The organism is Weissella soli (assembly GCF_001761545.1).
GTDB lineage: Bacteria > Bacillota > Bacilli > Lactobacillales > Lactobacillaceae > Weissella > Weissella soli.
In genome coordinates this window covers 194985-216447 of sequence record NZ_CP017326.1, presented here as the reverse complement: position 1 = coordinate 216447, position 21463 = coordinate 194985, and the positions used below count along the sequence as shown (strand labels likewise).

Here is a 21463-nt window from a genome sequence, read left to right as displayed (position 1 = left end):
AATTACTACAATATATGGTACTATTACTGCAACAGATAACTTGAGAAGGACAAACGCTGGGTCCCATAACGGGGTAAGTCATTCGACTGAGCATTCCTATGTGCCTGGGGTTATCTTTTTAATTTAGCTTTCTTCAGATTCGCAATAATATTTTGCGGATCTTTTTTATTTCTGACACAACAAATTCGGCCGCAGCTTGAGAATATGAATATCTCTCACTGTTGCCAATTACGTGCTTAAAAGCATATTTACCATCAGCTTTCATATCATAGAAATTCATAAATAAAGTCAATAGGGAAGACGTGAAGTCTCGTCTAATTCGCTCTTTGGATTGATATTCAAAATTAATTTTCTGTTTTCTAATACGGCGCATGATTTCGTTAACTAAATCGTTATGAGAATACATATGAGTCTCAGCCGGATTCTTACGCCGTGTAATAGTTTTTACTGGCACTTCCCCCTCAGCTGCGATTTTAAAAGTAAAATCCGCAGTATCTTTACCTTTAACTTGATATAGATAATGAACAATATCAATAGTAAATTTATCAGTTGGATTCAATGCCGAAGTAGTTGCAATGTCATCCTTTTGGAAAATTAAACGCTCCGCTATCTCTGGAGCATATTTAAGTTCAATTTGTTCGTCCGTAAGCGGTGCCATTGTTGCTGATAATGTTAAAAAATTTTGCGGAGTATCTTGTGTAATATCATGCTGATGGAATCTTTGAAGTTGCTCTCCAAATGACAAAACATTTGATTGAAACAATGGCGCATAAACAGTTTCATAGTCCTCGGTGATAAAATGTGTGCTGGTATTGCGCAGGACTACAATTTTTTCAAGATTCAAACGTAGTGGCTGTTTTTTATCAGGGAAAACTTTAGTAATGACTTCATTCAAGCTTAACGTCCGATCATGATTATTTTTAAAATAAATACTGACTCCATCATTTAGTAATTTTGCTTTTAGCATCAACTCCCACGCATTAGTAATAAAAAACGAAAATCCTTCAATTCGGTAACGAATCGTTGGTTTATTATAGACTTCGAGGCCCATAATAAATGCCTCTATACTTTTACTAACCAGTTGTTCGGCTAATTCACGATTCTCCATTGATATCTCCTTATTGTAGTCACTCATATAGCTAAATTATGGTACATCAGTTATTACACCACATATCGTTCCTTTTTTGATGAATATTATTCGCCCTAAACAAGTCATGCTTTAACCAAAAATCCTGAGAAATAGTCCGAAAGATAAATCACCTGATGACTTTCTGATTCCTTAGCAACGCAACTCCATAATTTTGATGTGCTCTACAGAGATGAACGCACGAAAAAAGCACCAGCAAAATGCTGGTGCTTTTAATCTTTTAGGTTTTGTATGACAGATGGTAACCGTGGTTGATCCACGATCATCATAAATCACCAATTCACAGGCATTAAATTTTGATAGAACAGCAACGCTGTTCTTAAAATTAACGCTTTGAGACGATTTTGATGATTCTCCATGACTACAGAATGCCGCTAAATCAAGGTTTCCGAGTCATATAAAGTCACCAAAAATCACTGAAAACATATCACTCGCTCCACAAATCGCTCCATGCTTTGCTTGTATACATAAATTACGCCTTTGATGGAAATTTCAAATTCAGAGCACCTAAAATTGCCGAAGATTTGACCGCTATCCCCAATTGTAAATATGTGTCACCTTTAATGTTAGTATCAGTTATTACGCCAACAAAATATAACCGATTTCCAATAGTGATTCCATCACTAGTTCCATATGATCCTTGATTGAGAACAAAAACAGGGCTACCGCTGGACCCTGGATAAACTCCCCCATCTATAAAGAACTTTGGTTCATCTTCATAATCATTCCATATTGGAGTTGATGTGATTCCCTGACGAGTTATTGGCAAATTATGTTTAGTATCTTTCAAACCAGCGGGATACCCAATAAAGGTTAATGTTTCAATCGCTTGTAACTCATCTACAATTTTTTGTTCAGGAATCATACCGCTATCAATGGTGCGAAAAAATATTTTTTCTTGTCTATCGTTGAAACTATTTAAGAATGGTGCAATATTCACCGCAGCGATATCTAGATTTTCTAATTTTGAATTAGCAAAAAACGTTGCATCAAAAGTAGCCGTAAACGTTTTCTCTAAATCCGGCTGTCCATCCTGCTCCATGGTAAATATTATTTCCCCACTCTGGATTGGCTGCACAACGTGATACGCTGTCATTAAAAACGGCTCTACCACATCTTCGTCCGGAACACGCCGGGCGAAAATAAATCCCGTTCCTGAAGTAAATCCTTTATCCGTCTGACCCGTAATTTGGACAGTCGTGAACAGTAACTGATTACCTATACTATTTAAGTTCATTTTGCTGTCCCTCCTCAATTAACGTATCTAACACAAATTCTGCAAATGCTTTAGAATCGGCAATTTCATTATTGTTTGTAAAAAACCAACCAACCATTGTAGCCACCCAACCAACAAGCATTCCTACAGTCCCAATTTGACTCATTATAGTATCATCAGAAACTAATTTCCCAATTGAAAATGCGTACCCAGCATATGCACCAAAGAAAGCACCTGACAAAGTTCCCAAAATACCATGCCAATTATGCCCTTTCTTATTTTTCACTGCTTCGGACCGTTCTCTAATTTTCTTGATCTCCGAATTTCGAATATACAAGTAATAATCATTCTGATAAGACTGCGGTTTCAATACAGGTGTATTTTCTGTCAGTGTAGTTGATCCTTTGTCACTTTTGATTTGGCCGTTAAAAAAATCATTTTCATTCAACCTATCTACCTCACAACACTTTTGTCATTAGTTAAATTACCAAGTTGTCGATTTTTCTGTTTTAATTCAATATTCTCAAGGTTGGGAGTGACTTCACCAACTCTTGAGTCTGCTTTGCTAGCTCTATTATTCGAAGCAACAAGTTAAATACGTATTTTTCATCGTCACTATATTGGTTCGGATCATCCACTATTCCTGTAGCAGAATCAGTACCAACCTGATATTGTTCAATTATCCATTGAATTGCCGGCTTACCATTCACAACATATTCCCATGCAACATCTGGGATGTTTCTAATGTCAATATCCGCGTTAAAGTGGATTGTATCCATCCCTGTCTTCTTTTGCGGCTTCATTGAAATTACAGAATAAGAAGGATTATCCTTTTTCAAAACTATTTCTACATCAGAATTTAATGGTACGTCCTCGTACTGCAAATGTAGCCCTAATAACTTTTCTCCAATTTCAATAAATTGAACTTGCTGTTCCACTTTCGGAATTCGTGGATAATCTTTCTTTAAGTCACTAGCATACTTCTGCAAAAAATCCGGATGATGCAATAATGCATAGACATACGCTATTGCATCCTCTTCTGAGGCCATACCAATTTGTTCCAACGTAACCTCATTCAAGTTAGACAACATGCCCATAGCATCCTTGCCAACGTTTTGTGGAAAACCTTTACCATTTTGCACTAACTGGAGACTAGGTACAAGATTCGTTGCCAGAACAGAAAAATCTTTATTAGCTCCTGAACCTTGCATATAAAGAACCGTTCCCATAATGTCAGAAAGGCCTCTGTATGAACTTGGTCGCTCATTCAAGAAATCGTCCCAATACAACCACTTCTTAACAAACGGCCTATACATCCATTGAATATACTTTCCAGTTTCAGGACTTAGTCTTTGTCCTTTTTTAAATTTTGAATTCAGTCCCGTCGACCAGCTCACAAAACTATCATTATTATTTTTTTGGGTCATTCGATCATTGGCATCTAAAACATTAGTTAGTCGATCAATCTCAGAATTATAATTATCAATCAATGTGATAACGTTCTTATTAACCTGCTTTTTACTAAAGTTTGACACCCAGTTATCACGAGCTGTATAAATTCCAGTGTATTGAGATTCATACAATGAAGTTTCGGTTTTGCTGAACAGACTTGGGTAATTTTGATAATTTGCATCTCGCAAATTAATCCAATCATTATTCTCATCAGGAGTAATAGTCACCCAATCTATATCGTCAACGCCATCAAAATTTTTAATAATGTCTAATTTTTCAAGACGACTGAGATAATCCCCAATGTCGTGGTACTTAATAACGTGATTATCCGACCCGTCTTTGACAAGAATACTTATGGCGATTGGTGCTCTACTTCCAGAGTCAAATACCTTTCCACCTTCTCTACGAGACATTTCTCCTCCAGTTCGTTGGTTACCACGTAGATTAAAGATATATAAGTAATTAAATTCATCATTAAGAACTTTACGGAATCCAGCCGTAGACTTGGTATCAATAAATGAACCGTTTGTAACAAATCCAATAACACCTTGACTTCCAATTCTGTCAGTAGCCCAACGGAAAGCTTTAATGTACGTATCATAGAGTCCCTTTTTCAAGTCAGAATCTGTATATTTCGCATACGTGTTTGCAATACTTTCCTCAAGTTTTGGGTACTCGATATTCGCGTTGTCCTCGTTAACATTTTCTTGTCCAATTGAGTATGGTGGATTACCAATAATCGCAAAAATTGGATTCTCCTGTTGCGATTTCAAGCGAGCATTATTTTCACCAAGCATATCTGTTAAAAAATCATCTTTGTGTTCGGTTGTATCTGTCAAAACAATACCAGGGAATTGTTCATACCCTCTATCGTCTCCGTTGATATCATCAAATACGGCTTCAATATTGATTGCAGCAATATAGTAACTTAACAGCACGATTTCATTTGCGTGTAGTTCCTGAGTGTATTTTCTCAACACATCAGTAAAACTGACTTTTCCTTCATTCATCTGCTGCTCAAGATAATGTAGTGTTCTAGTGACAAATGTCCCTGTTCCTGTAAATGGATCCAGAATATGTACTCCTTCATCTGATAATCCTTTACCAAAATGTCTATCCAAAACTTGATCCACAGACTTCACAATAAAATCAACAATTTCGACAGGTGTAAATACAATTCCCAATCGATCTGTTGTATCTTTGAAGGCCGTTTGGAAAAATTTCTCATACAGTTCCTTAATTACAGTCTGCTTGCCTTCAGCGTTATCAATTCCCTTAGCGCGTTGAGCTACACTTGCATAAAACCCATCCAGTGATTCTTGCTCTTCTTCAAACTTATTTTGCTCCAGTACCTGGATGATATCTTCCATAGCTTGAGAAACAGGGTTAGTTTTAATAAATGAATAAGACTCAAACAATGCATCGAAAACCGGTTTTGTAATCATATGCTGCGCTAACATTTCGATAGCTGAGTCTTTGGTAATTCCTGAGTTCAATTCATAGCGAATTTCTTTTAAGAATTTTTCGAAGGCAATAGCCGGTTCAGAATTTTCATCTTCAATCATCACTCTGATACGAGTCATGTGCTGTCGAGCAATTTTTGCGACATCACCGCTCCACTGTTCCCAGTAGCGACGGTCTCCTACCTTCTGGACAATTTTCCCGTAGATGGCATTTTCAACTTCTTCAAACGTCTCCAAATTCAAAGACAACTGTTCATCTGCTGGTTTAGGCACAACACCTTCACCGCCAAATGGTCGTTCATCATCTGGTGCACCTCCTACACCAATCAATTGTACATTCTTAGGCTTATTCTTATTTAGGTCAATCTTGTTTATCATCGCATCAAAACGGCCATCCATCGAACGCAAAGCATTTAGAACTTGCCAAATTTGCTTATATGCTTTGTTATCATTCAACACATTCTCAGGTGTTGTATCCGCTGGAATACCTACTGGTAACAAGATATAACCATATTCCTTGGTATCAAACTTACGCATAATTCGACCGACAGCTTGCACAATATCAACTTGTGACTTCTTTGGTGACATGAAGATTACAGCATCTAGGTTGGGTACGTCGATTCCTTCTGTCAAGAATCGAACATTAGACAGAATTCGAGCTTCGTTCTTATCGTCTGGAATGTCGCTCTTCAACCAGTCTAAGGCGTCATTCTTTTGAAGCGCGTTCATAGATCCATCGACGTGCTTAACCTTTACGCGGTACATAGAGTCGGCAACACCGTAACCACCCAAATACTGGTTAACAACGCGCTCAAACATTGGAGCAATAATATTTTTTGAGTGATCAATTGTATCGATAAATGAAATAGCTCGACGCATTGGCAATCCATCAACTGCATCAGTGAAAGACTGGCGTTTCACCATACCGTTCCAAACACCGATAATCTTCGTAACGTCATCGAGCTTAAGTTCACCAGTCTCGGCATCTTTCATAACGCTCTGCATTGTACGTGACACTGCTGCTTCATCAACACCTAGCACTACTATCTTGTAGTCCGTTAGAACGCGATCAGTAATAGCGTCCCCGAAGCTGTAGGTGTAGAACTTTTCACCGTAAAGAGTTACATCATCCATTGCTGCCAAGACAATACTGTTTTCATCCGCCTTTTGCTTAGCTGCTGGCCCATAAATCTTTGGTGTGGCAGTTTGATACAATCTCTTCTTTCCTCGGACGTTTTCATTACTGTGAACCTTTGTAAACACTGATTCATCGTCATTCATCAAATGACTTCCAGTTGTTCGGTGAGCTTCATCAGCAATAATCAAATCAAATTCCGGCAAGTCAAAATCTTGAGCGCGCCCGATAACATCAATTGATTGGTACGTTGAAAAAACAACCATCAAATCACGTTGTGGTGATTGAGATAGTGCTTGTTTATAATTATCAACTAACTTCATCGGATCAGTCGTGGCCGGATATCCCAAATCACGCGCAGAAATGTCAGCGTTAGATTCATCCTTCTTAACTTTCGTTGCCTTTCGGTCTGAGGTAACCGCAAACGAGTGCATTAGCATCTCCGTGTCCGAATTCCACGCCTTCAGCGTTTGTGATAGAAGTTGAATTGAAGGGACCAAATATAATACGTTGAACGGCTTATTTCCTGACTTTTTCGCCAATGCCTCAGTTATTTTCAGCGACGTAAATGTTTTACCAGTACCAGGCGCCATAATTAATTGACCACGATCAGCATTTTCCAGTCCTTTGAGTACCGCATCTAATGCTCCCAATTGATGTGGGCGAAGAGTCTTCTTCTTTTTCAGTTCGACTGCATCAGGAGCTTCGAACTTGTACTTCGTCCAATCAACTTCACTGTTTCGCAACTCTGACAATCCAATACGTGTAACCGGGTTGCGAAGACCATCCAATGCTTCTTCAGCATTTTTACTCCAATTATCAACGGTAGAAACAATCAACCCTTTGGAAAATACGGCCAACTGTGATTGATTCAAAAATGAATCGATCGTACTCTTTTCAATCTTATCTTTATAAAATTTTGCTTGGACAGCAGTTAGCTCACCGGTTACTGCATCTTTCGCTACAATATCAATTCCCTTGTCTTGCTTTGAAATGCCATATTCATCAGGTACATCCGATAACATCCAAACATCGCTATATGTGGCCTTTTGAAGTGGCTCGTTTTTCAGATAAGCCACGACCATTCGTTCGAACCACGTCCCCCTGTCTCGTTGCTCATGAATATTTTCATTGGCATTCTGTACGAGGTCATCAAATGCATTCGCCATATTTACTACTCCCTTTAACCATTTATCATAGTACGATTATACAGCAAATCCACACTGAGTTTGTGAACACCTACATTATTTTTGCGGTTACCCGCGGTAGGCGTAACGCTACTCTTCAGATTTCGAATCTCTCTTATCAAGAGTGTCTAAAGCTTTGTTCAACATATCGCCCCTCAAAAATACATCAAATCTGTCGATGTAGACGACTACACCTGAAGGAACGGGCATAGCTACTGCCGATAAAGGTACATTCCTTATCAACTCAGCTCCTTTGACGAAAGCTACGTCTCTTCCAAAGTTTTGAAATCGGCTTTCGAAGTACACTCTTTTAGCTCTATACACCTCACTATACTGTAATCCAATCACCTCGTATTCCTTCTTCAACTGGTTCATCTTGATGTGAATGATCAAATGTATAAGCTAACTTAGCCGCTTCAACCCCTTTTTTTATCTCCTCCTTTAGCGACTTTTCTGAGACTTCAAAATGCGCATAATCCCACCGTTTAAATTCCATATATTCTAGAATCGTATTCAAAACTTCCATTTCAACATTTGATAAGGTAGGTGTTTTATAAACGTGATGCTTGATGAAGTCTTTGTTATTTATCTGGTTTCGTAAAATTTCTGGGTTATTTACTATTTGTTCATACGTAGAATCAACTTCTTTTTCATTTGCATATTTGTAAATACCAAACTTATAAATGGGCAACCCACTAACAATTTGATTGCGGGTTTGACTCCAAATTTTCTCAACCCGCGTAGCCCCCAGTGCCCCTAATTCAGAAGCAATGAGTACCGATAATATCCGTAATATATTGAGCACTTCATCAAATTCATCGCTTTCCGAATCACGGATTGTCTTCCCGATTGGTCGCCCGCTCCCATCTTCCTTAAGCTCATCAAATGACTGAATTTCTGGATCTGCTATTGAAATGCCACGAGCATTTGTTGCCGCTTGAATCTCTAAAATCTCAAAATTTTCGGCAAAATATAAATCATGCTTTTCCATCCACGAAATCATTCCTTCAATGACCTTGGCGTTCTTTCGAACGGTCTCCGCTTTCGAGCGGTTCATCTCATCGATTGCATCTTTTACACTGTACCTCTCATCAAGCTTACGCTTTTCGCGAAAAAAATCTGAAAACTTAATCATTTCAAACGCCATGACTTTACTTTGTAAAACCCCGTCCTCAGCAGCACTTCTTGTCGCAAAGTGCATCAATAACGCGTCAAACATCCTACGAACTTTGTTTCGGCCCTGCAGATCACGAATAGAGCTTGGATCTAACTCCTTATCCATGATTTTTTGCAATAACTCCCGAGGAAATGTTGGCTTTGACTTGCGAAACATCCAACTGTCAATCGTGTCTCGTGAAATAAAAAAACCCATCTCAAACAGATATATATCCAATTCCTGTGGAGTAACATATTCTCGCATCACCTTTTGAAATGACAACCACTTCGTCTGAATGACTTTACCAAATCGCACCTGCGCCATGATAAGCACCTCCTATGTTAATAATGACTATTATTCTCCTAAAACTAGAAATTGTATTGTAGAGAAAAGTCTGTAGAGAAAAATGTAACACACATACCTACTTTTACTTACATCAAAAAAGTCCGAAAAATTTTTTACAATAATTATGTCGAAAGGCAATTAAATTTTAGGAGGTGCTTATCATGGTACGACCAGTAAAGGGTGTAACAACAGGAAACGGTTACACTTTCGCGAAGTATGAAGAGGGGGGCTGGGATCAAATTCCAATTTTCGCACTCGTCGGACAAGGATTGATTGTCAATCCCGTCTTTGAAAAAGGAGGTGACGGAAAGCAACATCCAGTGCCTGATTCAGTCGAAAGCTTGACTCTGGAGATTTACATCAAGGTAGTTGGGGCAGACAAGGTCAAGTTGCCTGCCGACTACAAGCTTCCAAAGTTTGATGACGTGGCACAGATTAAGTTTGTGTCACCCACGGCTTATATTAACCCCTATGGTGATTACTACTTCCGCGCATCGGGGGTAGAACTTGCGTAATGGACAAGTCTGAAACAGAACGCTACATCACCATGGTAATTGATGCGGCTCTTGCCAGTGAGGACAGTTCCGTCAAACAGGCATACAAGGTCATCGCTCAAAGCGATGGCTTTCTTTTTATCCCACGCATGCCTTCAAGTTTGATTCTAGACTCATCACTTTACTACAAAATCTACGACATTGTCGCTGGATCTCTTTTCCCAGCGTACACCGTCATTCGTGCAACAACAATGCAACTTGTTCAACGAGAAGACTCATTGTCAATGGCACGCGCATTCTTCTACCCTTGGAAGGTAGGTGTTTCCGAAAGGCTTGTAGCTCCAACCTACGACAGCCTTCCAATTTCATCTGATCGGTACACAGTCACCCTTATGAAAGGTATGGAATACGACCTTCGAAAAGCTCCCCACTTCATCATTAGTGGCGGCAGCGGCTCTGGTAAGACCGTCGCAACCAAGTATTTCTTAAATACTTTCTTACGGAAGATCGGGACTAACGGCCGACTAATTCTTATTGACGTGAAGAAGAGTCATGGTGCGCGCTGGGCAAAGCAACACCCAGAGGTTGATTTGCTCGTACCAAATCCAAGTGATCGTCCAGAAGACTTCTTACCACGTGTTACTGAAAAGTTAGCTGAGGTCATTGACGAGATGAATCGTCGCCAAGATTTCATGTTTAACCAGTCAGCCGATAAGGTAACTGATTATTCAGAGTTTGGCGACCCTATTTTCGTAATCATCGAGGAAGCTCAGGCACTAACAGTGGGTTTAAAGAAGAACCTATTGGAAACATTCCAATCGCAGCTTAAGGTGCTTAGTCTACTTTCACGGGAAGCGAACATCACGCTCGGAATTATCGCACAATCAGCTATGGCCGAAATTTTTGGTGGATCACAAGTTCGTCAAAATGTGGGCTTACGCCTTCTTCTTGGTCGAATTGACAAGGAGAGTGCGAAATTCCTATTTCCAGAACTCGAATCTGGATTTCCATTGCCAATTGGAGGCAAGGGAACCGGTATTGTATCAATTAACGATGGCGAGCACATTGGTATCGAACCAATTGCTATGCCCACTGTAATGGAGGATTTTTAACAATGAATACAGTCCCAGCACAAACTCAACCTATCGATCCTTTTGCTCCTTTGGAAGCATTGGTTACAGGAGTAGTTCATTTCACAATCGCATTTGCTGTGATTCTAATCATCATGGCGGCAACGTACTGGTATCTAAGTTTCCACGGTCGTCCATTGATTCCTTCAATGCGGCTTCGTCGAACTCTGCGAATTTGGACAAACCCTGAAACAGATGGTGCAAATTCAGTTATGGCTGCTAACGTCGCAATCAGCGGTGCAACCGTTGAGCTTTCACAACGTAAGGTTATCATCCGCGTTCCTGTAAAAACCTGGTGGCAGTTTAGCCCAAGCGCAACAGTTCGCCAAGATATTCGCGAACGCCTGGAATCTAAAGGCTTTCAAGACTACTTAGAAGCTGAGTTTCCAAATTACGTCATGAGCCCAGTACGTAATCACGGCAAGTATCTAACCATTACTGGCGAACGTTAATAACAGGCTCATTGTTAATCTGACAACGCTAAAACTGTTCCATACTCGGCAGAAACCTTACAGCATAGGGAGCTGGGCTTGTTATTGCTCCCTCTCAAAAGTGTTCCAATCCGAATCCCAACCCGCATTTCCTGCGGGATACATAGCTATTCCGGCACATTCAAAAGACTGTGCCGAGTGTTCCAAAGACGTTTGGAACTCCCACATATTCCCTATTCATAACTCAGAAGGAGCAACATCATGGCAGCATCTCAAAAGAAGCGTCAATTCATGATTGCACAACAAGTGTCACATTTAGATTCTGAAATCGTAAATAGCATCCCTGAAATCGTCGAGTCGTTGAACCCAGAAATTGGTGCATGGATTATTCACGACAAGGACGTCGATGATAACGGACAGCTTATTGAGCCACACGTTCACATTGCACTGAAGTTTGCTAACCCTCGTTCAATTGCCAACACTGGTAAGGCCTTTCAAATCGAAATGCAGTACGTAGAGGTATGGTCTGGCACGTTCAACAACGCCCTTTCATACTTGACGCATCGTACAGGCAAGGCAACGGACAAGTATCAATATGAATTATCTGATGTCCACACCTCAGATAATTTTGACTACATTACCGCAATGGAGAACATCATAGCTGGTGTCTCTCGCAGTTCTGAAGCAACGGATAACGCCGTAATCAACGAGGCCTTAGACAATATTAAGGCTGGCACAATCACCTCAGAACTTGACTTGTATCATCAACTTCCTGGTCATCTGTACTCTCGATACCACACTGTGATCAATACAGCATTCACAATGAAGGCAAAAGACGACGCAGATAAGTGGCGACAAGCCAAAATCGAAAGTGGCGAAGGCATCAAAGTTCTATGGTTTTACGGAGCTGCTGGTCTTGGAAAGTCACGATTGGCCAAAATTTTAGCCGGTCAATTTTCCAAAGACGGAAGGTACTTCAAGACAGGCTCTTCCAAAGACCCGTTTCAGGGCTATTCCGGTGAAAGTTCAGTAATCATGGATGAGTTACGTCCCCGACAAAGTATGACTTATTCAGACTTACTTACGATTCTGGATCCTTTTGATGTTACATCAAGGGCACCAGCCAGGTTTAAAGACCCCAATTTGGTAGCAGATTATTTTATCGTTACCTCACCATTTGATCCGAAGACATTTTTTGAAGGTATGAAAACGGATGAAATTGATAAGTTCGATCAATTGCTTCGTCGTATTTCAAAAACCTTCTACGTCACAGCTGATTACGTTTTTGATGTCCAGTTCGATGACAAGGCTGAAACGTATCAACCAATCGAAAAGAACACTAAGCAAAATACCTGGAACTATAAGTCTAAGTTTGTACAGAGCAACGAAGATGAGGATGACCACTCTCTAGATAACATTATCCCAAGTGACGATGCTTCAACCGCTCAAGGAGAACAGTCATGAACCAAAATACGCCACACATTTTACTCACGCGAAAAGAAGCGGCCGAATTACTGGGGATTTCAGTGAACTCATTTGATCGATTCTTTCGCTCAAACCCAAACTTACGCTCAATCATGATTGGTTCTGAGATTCGTTATCCATATCAATTACTAATGGATTTTATTGAGGCGAGTGCCGAACACCATTAGCAAATTACCGGCAGTCTGCCGGATACATATTTCCAATAAGCAATCTTGATGCTACAATTTACCACGCAAGCAAAGCGTGGGGTCCCGAAAGGATTCCAAATATGGCATATTACGAAAAACTAAATAACAGTAAAATCCGAGCACGCATTTACATTGGCGAAGGCAAGTTGAAGAGCAAGTCATTTTCAAACAAGACTGACGCTAAGCGGTGGGCTATCGAGAATGAACAAGCAAAGATTAACGGTGTAAAAATTGCTAGTCGTGATGAATTATTCACTGACGTCTATGACGAATGGTTCCACGATATTCAGGCACCCGCAATCGCTGAAAGTTCATTCAAGAACTACTACAACGCCGGTCGCATCAACCATCGTTTATTTGAAGGTTATACCCTCAGTGACTTTGAGGATTTGCGCAAGATTCAAACAGTTCTGGACGAATACGTTAAAACAGTAGCCCAAAAGACAATCGAAGAGTATCTTAAAAAAATTCGTCGTGTACTGCGTTACGCATTACTACAACGAAAGATTACTCATGACATTACCCGGGCTTTGAAAGCACATGGTAAGAAGTCTAGCAAGAAGGTCAATCGGGCATTAACCATGACTGAGTTTAATAAGCTTCGATCATATCTATTCGAAAACATTGATGTTAAATTCAACGTTCTTGTCCTATTAGCTACTGAAACAGGCGCACGACGAGGTGAACTACTGGCGCTTACGCCGTCCGATTTATTAGTCGATAGCTTTGAAGTGTCATTTACAAAGTCGCTTAGTCCGGATTCTGATGATTTGAGTATGAAAACTGTTAGTTCAGAACGAACCGTCTCAATCAGCGAACGAGTTTTCAATCTGGTTAAGGCCATCCCCGCAAACGACAAAGGTCGCATCTTCGACGATGATGATTTCAAGCAAGCCGGGCTACTCCATGATTTGTTAGACCACATTGGTATTGAACAAACTACTTTTCACGGTCTACGCGATTCTCACGCGTCATACATTTTCGCCAAGTTTGGTGAAACTAACATGGATCAAGCCATCATGTACATTTCAAAACGACTTGGTCACGCGGATATTATGACCACGCAAAAGTACTATTTGGAACTGATGCCCGAGTCAAAAATGAAGCAAGACGCGCTCGCCATCGACTTTTTAAATGAAGCCCAATAGACAACAAAAAAGCACCTACTACCGAAGTAATAGATGCTTTTAATGTCGTTAAATCGCAAATTTAAATGGAACTCGCTCCATACAATTCCGAAAACGTTGATACAACGGGCTTTGTAAGCCTTTTGATTAACGCTTTGAGAATTGTGAAGCCTTACGGGCCTTCTTCAAACCTGGCTTCTTACGCTCCTTCATACGAGCGTCACGAGTCAACAATCCTGCAGCCTTCAAAGCGGCACGGAAGTCAGGGTCCACTTGCAACAAAGCACGTGAGATACCATGACGGATCGCACCAGATTGACCTGAGAATCCACCACCATTAACGTTAACCAAAACATCGTAGTTTCCTAGTGTTTCAGTGACGTTAAATGGTTGAACCATAACCTCACGCAAGTTAGCGAAAGGAATGTAGTCTTCAACAGACTTACCGTTGATAGTAATCGCACCGTTACCGGGTACTAAACGTACACGCGCAACAGAGTTCTTACGACGACCAGTTCCGTAATATTGTACAGTAGCCATAATAATACTTAATTCTCCTTTCTGCTAATTAGATGAGGTTGGTGATGTCCAACACTTCAGGCTGTTGAGCTGCTTGTTCGTGATTTGCATCAGCATAAACGTGCAACTTCAAAGCTTGCTTGCGACCAAGGGTACCCTTTGGCAACATACCTTGAACAGACAACTCAATTAAGCGTTGTGGGTTCTTTTCACGTAAGTCACCGGCTTGGCGTTGCTTCAATCCACCTGGGTGGTTTGAGTGGTGATAATAAATCTTATCAGTAGCCTTCTTACCAGTCAAAGCGACCTTACCAGCATTGATAACGATAACGTTGTCACCAGTATCGACGTTGGGTGTGAAAGTAGGCTTGTTCTTACCGCGCAAGATTGATGCGACAACCGTTGACAAACGTCCCAAAGGAACATCTGTAGCGTCAACGATATACCACTTACGATCAATCTCATTTGGCTTTGCCATATAAGTTGTACGCATGGAAATATCCTCCAAAATTCTGTTTGTTTACAATCTAAAATAAAAATATCCGTACCAGGGACTTTCCCATTAGTGATGGTAAACAATACCGATACTCATCTTACCTTTTATCAAGGGCAAAGTCAACCAAATCACGGATTAATTTATCCCACTTAATCTACTAAATCAGTCGTCAATAAGTCACGAATATCACTCTCTGACAACTTCACCGCTTCGGTTGAGTTTTGGATCACTTGGCTAAATAAATCACGCTTGCTCTCTTGTAATAGGAGGATTTTATCTTCAATGGTACCTTCTGTCACCATCCGGTAAACATCAACGTGCTTGGCTTGACCCATCCGGTGAGCCCGGCCGACCGCTTGTTCTTCAACGGCGGGATTCCACCACAAATCAAACAAAATGACCATGTCGGCACCGGTTAGATTCAACCCAGTCCCACCCGCTTTCAATGAGATCAAGAAGACATCCCCGGCCCCCTCATTAAATTGATTACTCATGGCCAGACGTTCCTGAGCTGGAGTGCCCCCCGTCAGGACAAAGGTTGTTAGGCCTTGCGCACTTAAGGCGGTATTGATGCGGTGAATCATTGAAGAAAATTGACTGAAGATCAACATGCGCCGGCCATTAGCATGGGCCGTCTGCACCATATCTAATAGTTGGTCTAGCTTGCTACTACCGCCCTGATAATTATCCAAGAAGAGACTCGCATCATCGGTTATCTGCCGTAAACGAGTAATTCCCGCCAGCACTTCAATCCGGTGCCGCTTAAACTCCTCAGAGGACATATTGGCAACTTCTTGTTGAATCCGCAATAGATAGGCCAAATAAACTTTCTTCTGCTCAGCCGTCATCACGTTATAGATCACCGCTTCAGTCTTTGCCGGCAACTCCTGCAAGACTTCCGCTTTCGTGCGACGTAGCATAAATGGCTGAATCAACTTAACGATGGTGGCGTTATCGAGCTTATTGAAGTCCCGCTTTTTAGGAAAGAGACCTGGCACCAAGATATTAAACAACGCCCAGAGTTCATCTAAGGAATTTTCAATCGGGGTACCGGTCAATGCGAACTTATGGGCAGCTTTTAGCTTAGTAATGGCCTTGGCCGTCAAAGAAGCCGCATTTTTCACCATTTGGGCTTCATCCAAGATTAACGTATCAATCGCTAGGTGCTGGTAGATCTCTTCATCGGCGCGTAATGATTGATAACTCGTGATGACGATATCCACCGCTGCTAAATCAGTGAGCATGTTAACCCGGTCTTGCTTATGACCCATGACGACGCGATAACGCAAGTCAGGGGCAAACTTCGCTAATTCCTGGGCCCAGTTATACGTCACACTCGCCGGCACCACAATCACGTTCAAGATAGGCGCTTCGGCCTGGTTCTTGATGTATTGCAAGAAGACAATCGCTTGTAGAGTCTTACCAAGACCCATTTCATCAGCCAAAATGCCCCCAAAACCATGATGGTGCAACATCGCTAGAAATTTCAGCCCCATTTTTTGATAATCACGTAAATCGGCTTTAATCTCCGTTGGGACGGTGGCGGCAAAGGCTTCCGGGTGCGCTAAGTCATTAAAGATTTGCTGAATGGTCAAATCACTCTTCGCATGGGTCGCTGTAAAATCGTCCTGCAGACGTAACGCCGCAGCTAAATTAACTGAAATCGTGCCAGCGTTAATCGCGGCACCCATCGTGCGGATTTTAGCTAGCATGGCATTCATCGGCGCATAGGCTGGTTCGTTCAGTGGTACGATGCCCCCCGATTTCAACTCAACATACTGCTCTTGGTTCAAGATGGCCGTCATCATCAAATCGACTTCCTCTTGAGAAATCCCCTTGATATCAAAGGAAATATCAAATAAAGATTGCCGTGTATTCAAAAAGACTTCGGGTAACAGATCCCGTGGATTAATGAACTGTTGCATCACGGCCGCCGCCACTTTAACCTCAGCATCTAGTTGTTGCAATTGTGGCAGATAGCGTTTGAAAAAGTCGACCTTTTGCGCGACCGTTCTAAACGCATAACCATAATGGTTCTCCGTCTCAAAAATAAACATCCCCTCGATGGCGAAAATAATCTGGTTTTCACCGCGCCAGTCATGCACTTCCAAATTGGGAATGGCCATGGTCGCGTTACCATAATCAAATTGGACAATAATTTCCAGATGATCTTGTACCAGATTAATCGTGATTATTGTATGTAACCTTGCAGCGGCGATAAATGCAGCAAGTTCGGCGGGGAGTTCAACCTCACCCACCCGCTGCAACATCGGATAGACGACTTCGATGAATTCTGTCAATTGATTTTGGCGGATAAAAATGGAGTTGCCAGAAACTGTCCGCATGATGGTGTTTAGCGTTTCCGCTAAGGCACTGTCGAATGGCCAAAAAATCAATTCATGATCATCGTGCTCGACAAAAACTTCATAGGTCGCCCAGGTTTCACCTTGTGGAATCATCAGATCTAGGCGGTAACCCTCCCCTTCTGCCTGTAAACGAAAATCAGGCTGCAGGGGGGCATCCATGTAAGTAATCGTCAGCAATTCCTCGGTGCTGCCACCATAACGTGACTTAAACTTGACCGAGACGGGGGATTGGTTACTAATTTGTTTAATAAATTTCGCCAAATAATAAGGCGTGATTTGCAGATAGCGTTGCGCGTCATCTTGCAACATATACGCCGGCACATCACGGACGTTATCACCAGATTGTGCCCAGATTTCACGTAACAACTGGGCTTGCTCATCCGATAACAGTGACCAACTTACGAACAGTGTTTTTTTAGGCGTCAAGACATGGTCGCGTCCCATATTCAAATCATCAATCAACCGTTCGACATTGCGGACGATATAGCGCTTATTACTTGAGGCGACCCCTAACTTGAAATAGACTGCCAGGGACGAGGCGTCTCGTTGGTAATAGCCTAATTCAGAAATTTGCAAATGAATCTCTAATGCCAGCGCTTCATGCGGTTCATAACTATAATTCTCAGCGTTCATGGCTGGTTCAAAAGCGTTCACCAAGCGGGACAAATCATTATATTCTTCAGCCATGTACACTCCTTTCTAATAATCAACCGATTTTAGATATAGACCACTGGCCGGCGCCGTTAAGCGGGCTTGCTGGCGATCTTTGGCGGCTAACAGCCGGGGGATATCATCGACGGGACGTGTGCCCATGCCAATTTCTAACAATACTCCCACCATAATCCGGATTTGGTTATACAAAAAACCGGTGCCGGTGAATTCAAACACAATTTCACCCTCATCACGGTGGTCTTCGATAACGGCGCGGGTGACTGTCCGGACCGTGGTCTTAGCCTGGAAACCAGCCGCCGCAAAGCTCAACCAATCATGCTCACCCAGATAATCGGGGATTGCCAGCGCCATCTTGTCATAATCCAAGCGACGGTACCAATGCCCCGTGTAGTTACGCTTAAATGGATCCCGGAATTCCGTGACTGATAAGCGATAACGGTATGTCTTGGTATGCGCACTGTACTGTGCATGAAAGGTAGTCGAAACTCTTTCGACTTGGCTGATACCAATATCAAACGGCAACATTGACGACAGCCCTTTCCGCACACTTTCGGCTTCAATATCAAACGGTAGGTCAAAGTGCACGACTTGGCCTAAAGCGTGCACCCCAGTATCAGTCCGCCCCGATCCTTGCACACGAATATGCTCGGCTGGATTCTTGGCCATTTGGTTGACCACCTTCTCCATCTCATATTGCACCGTCCGTTTTCCTGGTTGCACCTGCCAGCCAAAGAAGTTTGTGCCATCATACGAGATAATTGCGCGATAACGAGGCATAATATTTTCCTACTTTCCCATAGTTTTTACGAATGTTTTTCCCATTTAAATGTGCTTTATTCTCACTAATGAAAAACCCGCTACACGAGGGCGAGCGAGCTTTGTGTCTTAGATAATTCTAGTCAAAATTAACGCTAAGGTAAACACTGCAAAGGTAATAAAGGCAATGCCATCCCGGCGCGTCCAAACTAATTGGCGGTATTTGGTTCGGTGATCACCACCCCGATACCCCCGGGCTTCCATCGCATCCCCCAGTTCAATCGCCCGTTTAATGGCGTTAATGAACAGTGGAATCAACAATGGCACGTATGCCTTGATGCGCTTGATCAGGCTGCCTTCATTGAATTCCACACCACGGGCGCGTTGGGCATTCATAATCGATTCGGCCTCATCCAACAACGTTGGCACAAACCGTAACGCGATTGAAAGCATCAATGCCAATTCGGCCACGGGCACCCCAATCTTTTTCAAGGGCTGCATAATCGCTTCCATGGCATCAGCCACTTCCAAAGGTGGCGTTGTTAATGTCAGTACCGTAGAGAACATAATAATCAGCATAAAGCGAATGAATACCGCAGCGGCATTATAGACACCCAGGTCCGTGATTTTGATAAAATGCCACGCCCAAATCGTCTGACCCATTGGCGTAAAGAAGATCTGCAAGGCCACCGTAAATAACATCAAAAATAGCATCGGCCGCACACCACGAATGAATACGCCCAGCCCCAAGCTGGTGAGTAAAATCACCCCAAATGTAAACAGCGCGGCGATGCCATATGCGGCGACATTGTTCGCACTAAAAATGGCAAAAATAAATAATACACTAATAATTAATTTTGTGCGGGCATCTAACCGATGAATCCAGGAATCGCCAGGCATATAACGCCCAATTAAAATTTGATTAAACATGGGCCACCTCCGTCAACAAACCCGCTAACTGGTCAGCCAGGGTGTCGACATCCAGCACATCATCTAACACAATACCTTTGGTGGCCAAGGCGTCCGCAAATTCGCGGGCGATCGGCACATCTAACTGACGTGATTTGAGCCACGCGGCATCGGCAAATACTTCGCGCGGGGTGCCTTGTTTGACTGCCGTACCCCCGTCAAAGACAATCACATGATCAGCATACTGGGCGACGTATTCCATTTGGTGGGTAATTAAGACCAGGGTCATCTGCCGTTCCTTTTGGAGGGTGGCAAAGAGCTGCATTAAATCTTCTTGGCCCTTGGGATCTAGCCCGGCTGTTGGTTCATCTAAAATCAACAATTCCGGCTCCATCGCTAGCACGCCCGCAATGGCCACCCGGCGCATCTGACCACCTGATAAATCAAATGGTGAGCGTTCCGCGAAACTAGCTTCCAAGCCGACAATTTCAAGGGCATGCTCGGCCAAGACCCGGGCCTCAGCCACTGTTTTACCAAAATTCAATGGTCCAAACATGACATCCCGCATCACCGTTTGTTCAAATAATTGGGCTTCTGGAAATTGGAAAACCATCCCCACATGCCGGCGGATTTTGTTGGTCTCTTTGAGCGCCGTGGCTGGGGTAATCAGCATGTCTTTAATCGTGATCGTACCCGCAGTCGGCAGGACCAACCCATCCAAGTGTTGCACCATCGTCGATTTGCCGGAACCCGTATGGCCAATCACCGCGGTAAACTGCCCCTCTGGAATATCCAAATTGACATCATGCAAAGCAGGCGTCGCAAAAGGCGTACCCTGTTGGTACGTAAAGCCTACTTCTTTGAAATTGATTGCCATAACCAATCCACCATACTTTCTGTCGTTTGATATGTTGTCGGCACCACTACGCCTCGCTCAGCCAACTTGGCCTTAAGCACTTCAGCAAACGGGACATTCAAGCCAAATGCGCGCAATTGATCCGCGCCGGTGAAAATTTCAGCCGGTGTTCCATTTTCGGCTAACACGCCATCATTCATGACGACGACCCGGTCAGCTGAGGCCGCTTCTTCAATATCATGAGTAATTGACAACACGGTCAATTCATCCCCTAATTCAGCTTTTAACTCACGGACGACCGCAATCATTTCCCGGCGCCCCTTGGGATCAAGCATTGACGTTGCCTCATCTAGGATCAAGACCTTCGGCTCAATCGCCAAGACCGAGGCGATGGCCACCCGTTGTTTTTGACCACCCGATAAACGGGCCGGTTCACGATCGGCAAAGGCATCCATATGAACGCGTTCCAATGCCATCTGCACCCGGGGGAGCATCGCATCACGCGGGATACCTCGATTTTCCATACCAAATGCCACATCATCGGCGACCGTGGCCCCAACGAATTGATTATCTGGATTTTGAAACACCATCCCCACTAAATCACGGATGTCCCATACCGTTTCCTCACTGGCCGTTACCCCAGCAATTTTAATCTCACCAGCAGTTGGGATGAGTAAATAGTTCAACAATTTAGCCAGCGTCGACTTACCGGAACCATTATGACCAATGATGGCCACCCATTCGCCCTTTTCAATGGTCACTGAAATCGACTGCAATGCTGGTTGGGCCGCGTTGGGATATGTATATGATAAATTATTTAACTCAATCATCGCTGACATGCCGCATCCTTCTTTCTATCCTGTAAGTTTACCAAAAAGCCCCAGCCGTTGCAGTGTTTTTTACCGAATCTTTGTTATACTAAATGTACACTAT

18 protein-coding genes are annotated in these 21463 nt (G+C 42.6%); 6 read left to right on the top strand and 12 right to left on the bottom strand.

Annotated features, from left to right (window positions below; translation table 11 throughout):
- Positions 1-133: 133 nt before the first annotated feature.
- From WSWS_RS01070 to WSWS_RS01045, 5 genes are all read right to left on the bottom strand, one after another.
- On the bottom strand, positions 134-1108 hold the full coding sequence (locus WSWS_RS01070) for a DUF3644 domain-containing protein (protein WP_114981275.1): 975 nt from the start codon (positions 1106-1108) through the stop codon (positions 134-136).
- Positions 1109-1619: 511 nt separating this feature from the next.
- Complete coding sequence (locus WSWS_RS01065) at positions 1620-2384, bottom strand: trypsin-like serine peptidase (RefSeq protein WP_070229531.1); 765 nt, start codon at positions 2382-2384, stop codon at positions 1620-1622.
- The gene (locus WSWS_RS01060; protein ID WP_070229530.1) at positions 2371-2811 is read right to left on the bottom strand and encodes a hypothetical protein; all 441 of its coding nucleotides are present in this window, start codon (positions 2809-2811) and stop codon (positions 2371-2373) included. The genes WSWS_RS01065 and WSWS_RS01060 overlap by 14 nt, the downstream gene beginning before the upstream one ends.
- 61 nt (positions 2812-2872) lie before the next feature.
- On the bottom strand, positions 2873-7582 hold the full coding sequence (locus WSWS_RS01055) for a type ISP restriction/modification enzyme (protein ID WP_070229529.1): 4710 nt from the start codon (positions 7580-7582) through the stop codon (positions 2873-2875).
- 346 nt (positions 7583-7928) lie between these two features.
- Positions 7929-9080, bottom strand: coding sequence for a hypothetical protein (locus tag WSWS_RS01045; RefSeq protein WP_070229527.1), 1152 nt, complete (start codon positions 9078-9080; stop codon positions 7929-7931).
- A gap of 182 nt (positions 9081-9262) precedes the next feature.
- On the opposite strand from WSWS_RS01045, the gene WSWS_RS01040 reads away from it, so the two are divergent.
- From WSWS_RS01040 to WSWS_RS01015, 6 genes are all read left to right on the top strand, one after another.
- The gene (locus WSWS_RS01040; RefSeq protein ID WP_070229526.1) at positions 9263-9616 is read left to right on the top strand and encodes a hypothetical protein; all 354 of its coding nucleotides are present in this window, start codon (positions 9263-9265) and stop codon (positions 9614-9616) included.
- The gene (locus WSWS_RS01035) at positions 9616-10707 is read left to right on the top strand and encodes an AAA family ATPase (protein ID WP_070229525.1); all 1092 of its coding nucleotides are present in this window, start codon (positions 9616-9618) and stop codon (positions 10705-10707) included. The genes WSWS_RS01040 and WSWS_RS01035 overlap by 1 nt, the downstream gene beginning before the upstream one ends.
- Positions 10708-10709: 2 nt before the next feature.
- The gene (locus WSWS_RS01030) at positions 10710-11177 is read left to right on the top strand and encodes a hypothetical protein (RefSeq protein ID WP_070229524.1); all 468 of its coding nucleotides are present in this window, start codon (positions 10710-10712) and stop codon (positions 11175-11177) included.
- Positions 11178-11417: 240 nt separating this feature from the next.
- The gene (locus tag WSWS_RS01025; RefSeq protein WP_070229523.1) at positions 11418-12620 is read left to right on the top strand and encodes a Rep family protein; all 1203 of its coding nucleotides are present in this window, start codon (positions 11418-11420) and stop codon (positions 12618-12620) included.
- The gene (locus tag WSWS_RS01020; RefSeq protein ID WP_070229522.1) at positions 12617-12808 is read left to right on the top strand and encodes a helix-turn-helix domain-containing protein; all 192 of its coding nucleotides are present in this window, start codon (positions 12617-12619) and stop codon (positions 12806-12808) included. Before WSWS_RS01025 ends, WSWS_RS01020 begins: the two co-directional genes overlap by 4 nt.
- A 101-nt stretch (positions 12809-12909) precedes the next feature.
- Positions 12910-13977: a tyrosine-type recombinase/integrase gene (locus WSWS_RS01015; RefSeq protein ID WP_070229521.1), complete on the top strand. Its 1068-nt coding sequence runs from the start codon at positions 12910-12912 to the stop codon at positions 13975-13977.
- A 126-nt stretch (positions 13978-14103) separates the two neighbouring features.
- Here WSWS_RS01015 and rpsI read toward each other — a convergent pair whose 3' ends face one another.
- The 7 genes from rpsI to WSWS_RS00980 form a co-directional block, all read right to left on the bottom strand.
- On the bottom strand, positions 14104-14496 hold the full coding sequence (rpsI, locus tag WSWS_RS01010; protein WP_070229520.1) for a 30S ribosomal protein S9: 393 nt from the start codon (positions 14494-14496) through the stop codon (positions 14104-14106).
- A 28-nt stretch (positions 14497-14524) separates the two neighbouring features.
- Positions 14525-14968, bottom strand: a complete 444-nt coding sequence (gene rplM, locus WSWS_RS01005) for a 50S ribosomal protein L13 (protein ID WP_070229519.1) — start codon at positions 14966-14968, stop codon at positions 14525-14527.
- A gap of 152 nt (positions 14969-15120) precedes the next feature.
- Complete coding sequence (locus tag WSWS_RS01000; RefSeq protein ID WP_070229518.1) at positions 15121-18024, bottom strand: DEAD/DEAH box helicase; 2904 nt, start codon at positions 18022-18024, stop codon at positions 15121-15123.
- Between the two features lie 12 nt (positions 18025-18036).
- Entirely contained in the window at positions 18037-18786 is a 750-nt protein-coding gene (truA, locus tag WSWS_RS00995; RefSeq protein WP_070229517.1) for a tRNA pseudouridine(38-40) synthase TruA, read from the bottom strand.
- A 108-nt stretch (positions 18787-18894) separates the two neighbouring features.
- On the bottom strand, positions 18895-19695 hold the full coding sequence (locus tag WSWS_RS00990) for an energy-coupling factor transporter transmembrane component T family protein (protein ID WP_070229516.1): 801 nt from the start codon (positions 19693-19695) through the stop codon (positions 18895-18897).
- The gene (locus tag WSWS_RS00985) at positions 19688-20551 is read right to left on the bottom strand and encodes an energy-coupling factor transporter ATPase (protein WP_070229515.1); all 864 of its coding nucleotides are present in this window, start codon (positions 20549-20551) and stop codon (positions 19688-19690) included. The genes WSWS_RS00990 and WSWS_RS00985 overlap by 8 nt, the downstream gene beginning before the upstream one ends.
- Positions 20527-21369, bottom strand: a complete 843-nt coding sequence (locus WSWS_RS00980; protein WP_070229514.1) for an energy-coupling factor ABC transporter ATP-binding protein — start codon at positions 21367-21369, stop codon at positions 20527-20529. The genes WSWS_RS00985 and WSWS_RS00980 overlap by 25 nt, the downstream gene beginning before the upstream one ends.
- Positions 21370-21463 lie beyond the last annotated feature (94 nt).

What these genes read in the sequence shown, in the direction of transcription:
- WSWS_RS00990 (WP_070229516.1), bottom strand. Translation starts at nt 19,695, where the DNA reads ATGTTTAATCAAATTTTAATTGGGCGTTATATGCCTGGCGATTCCTGG.
- WSWS_RS01015 (WP_070229521.1), top strand. Translation starts at nt 12,910, where the DNA reads ATGGCATATTACGAAAAACTAAATAACAGTAAAATCCGAGCACGCATT.
- truA (WP_070229517.1), bottom strand. Translation starts at nt 18,786, where the DNA reads ATGCCTCGTTATCGCGCAATTATCTCGTATGATGGCACAAACTTCTTT.
- WSWS_RS01070 (WP_114981275.1), bottom strand. Translation starts at nt 1,108, where the DNA reads ATGGAGAATCGTGAATTAGCCGAACAACTGGTTAGTAAAAGTATAGAG.
- WSWS_RS01040 (WP_070229526.1), top strand. Translation starts at nt 9,263, where the DNA reads ATGGTACGACCAGTAAAGGGTGTAACAACAGGAAACGGTTACACTTTC.
- WSWS_RS01045 (WP_070229527.1), bottom strand. Translation starts at nt 9,080, where the DNA reads ATGGCGCAGGTGCGATTTGGTAAAGTCATTCAGACGAAGTGGTTGTCA.
- WSWS_RS01020 (WP_070229522.1), top strand. Translation starts at nt 12,617, where the DNA reads ATGAACCAAAATACGCCACACATTTTACTCACGCGAAAAGAAGCGGCC.
- rpsI (WP_070229520.1), bottom strand. Translation starts at nt 14,496, where the DNA reads ATGGCTACTGTACAATATTACGGAACTGGTCGTCGTAAGAACTCTGTT.
- WSWS_RS01025 (WP_070229523.1), top strand. Translation starts at nt 11,418, where the DNA reads ATGGCAGCATCTCAAAAGAAGCGTCAATTCATGATTGCACAACAAGTG.
- WSWS_RS01065 (WP_070229531.1), bottom strand. Translation starts at nt 2,384, where the DNA reads ATGAACTTAAATAGTATAGGTAATCAGTTACTGTTCACGACTGTCCAA.
- WSWS_RS01055 (WP_070229529.1), bottom strand. Translation starts at nt 7,582, where the DNA reads ATGGCGAATGCATTTGATGACCTCGTACAGAATGCCAATGAAAATATT.
- WSWS_RS01000 (WP_070229518.1), bottom strand. Translation starts at nt 18,024, where the DNA reads ATGGCTGAAGAATATAATGATTTGTCCCGCTTGGTGAACGCTTTTGAA.
- WSWS_RS00985 (WP_070229515.1), bottom strand. Translation starts at nt 20,551, where the DNA reads ATGGCAATCAATTTCAAAGAAGTAGGCTTTACGTACCAACAGGGTACG.
- WSWS_RS01035 (WP_070229525.1), top strand. Translation starts at nt 9,616, where the DNA reads ATGGACAAGTCTGAAACAGAACGCTACATCACCATGGTAATTGATGCG.
- WSWS_RS00980 (WP_070229514.1), bottom strand. Translation starts at nt 21,369, where the DNA reads ATGTCAGCGATGATTGAGTTAAATAATTTATCATATACATATCCCAAC.
- WSWS_RS01030 (WP_070229524.1), top strand. Translation starts at nt 10,710, where the DNA reads ATGAATACAGTCCCAGCACAAACTCAACCTATCGATCCTTTTGCTCCT.
- rplM (WP_070229519.1), bottom strand. Translation starts at nt 14,968, where the DNA reads ATGCGTACAACTTATATGGCAAAGCCAAATGAGATTGATCGTAAGTGG.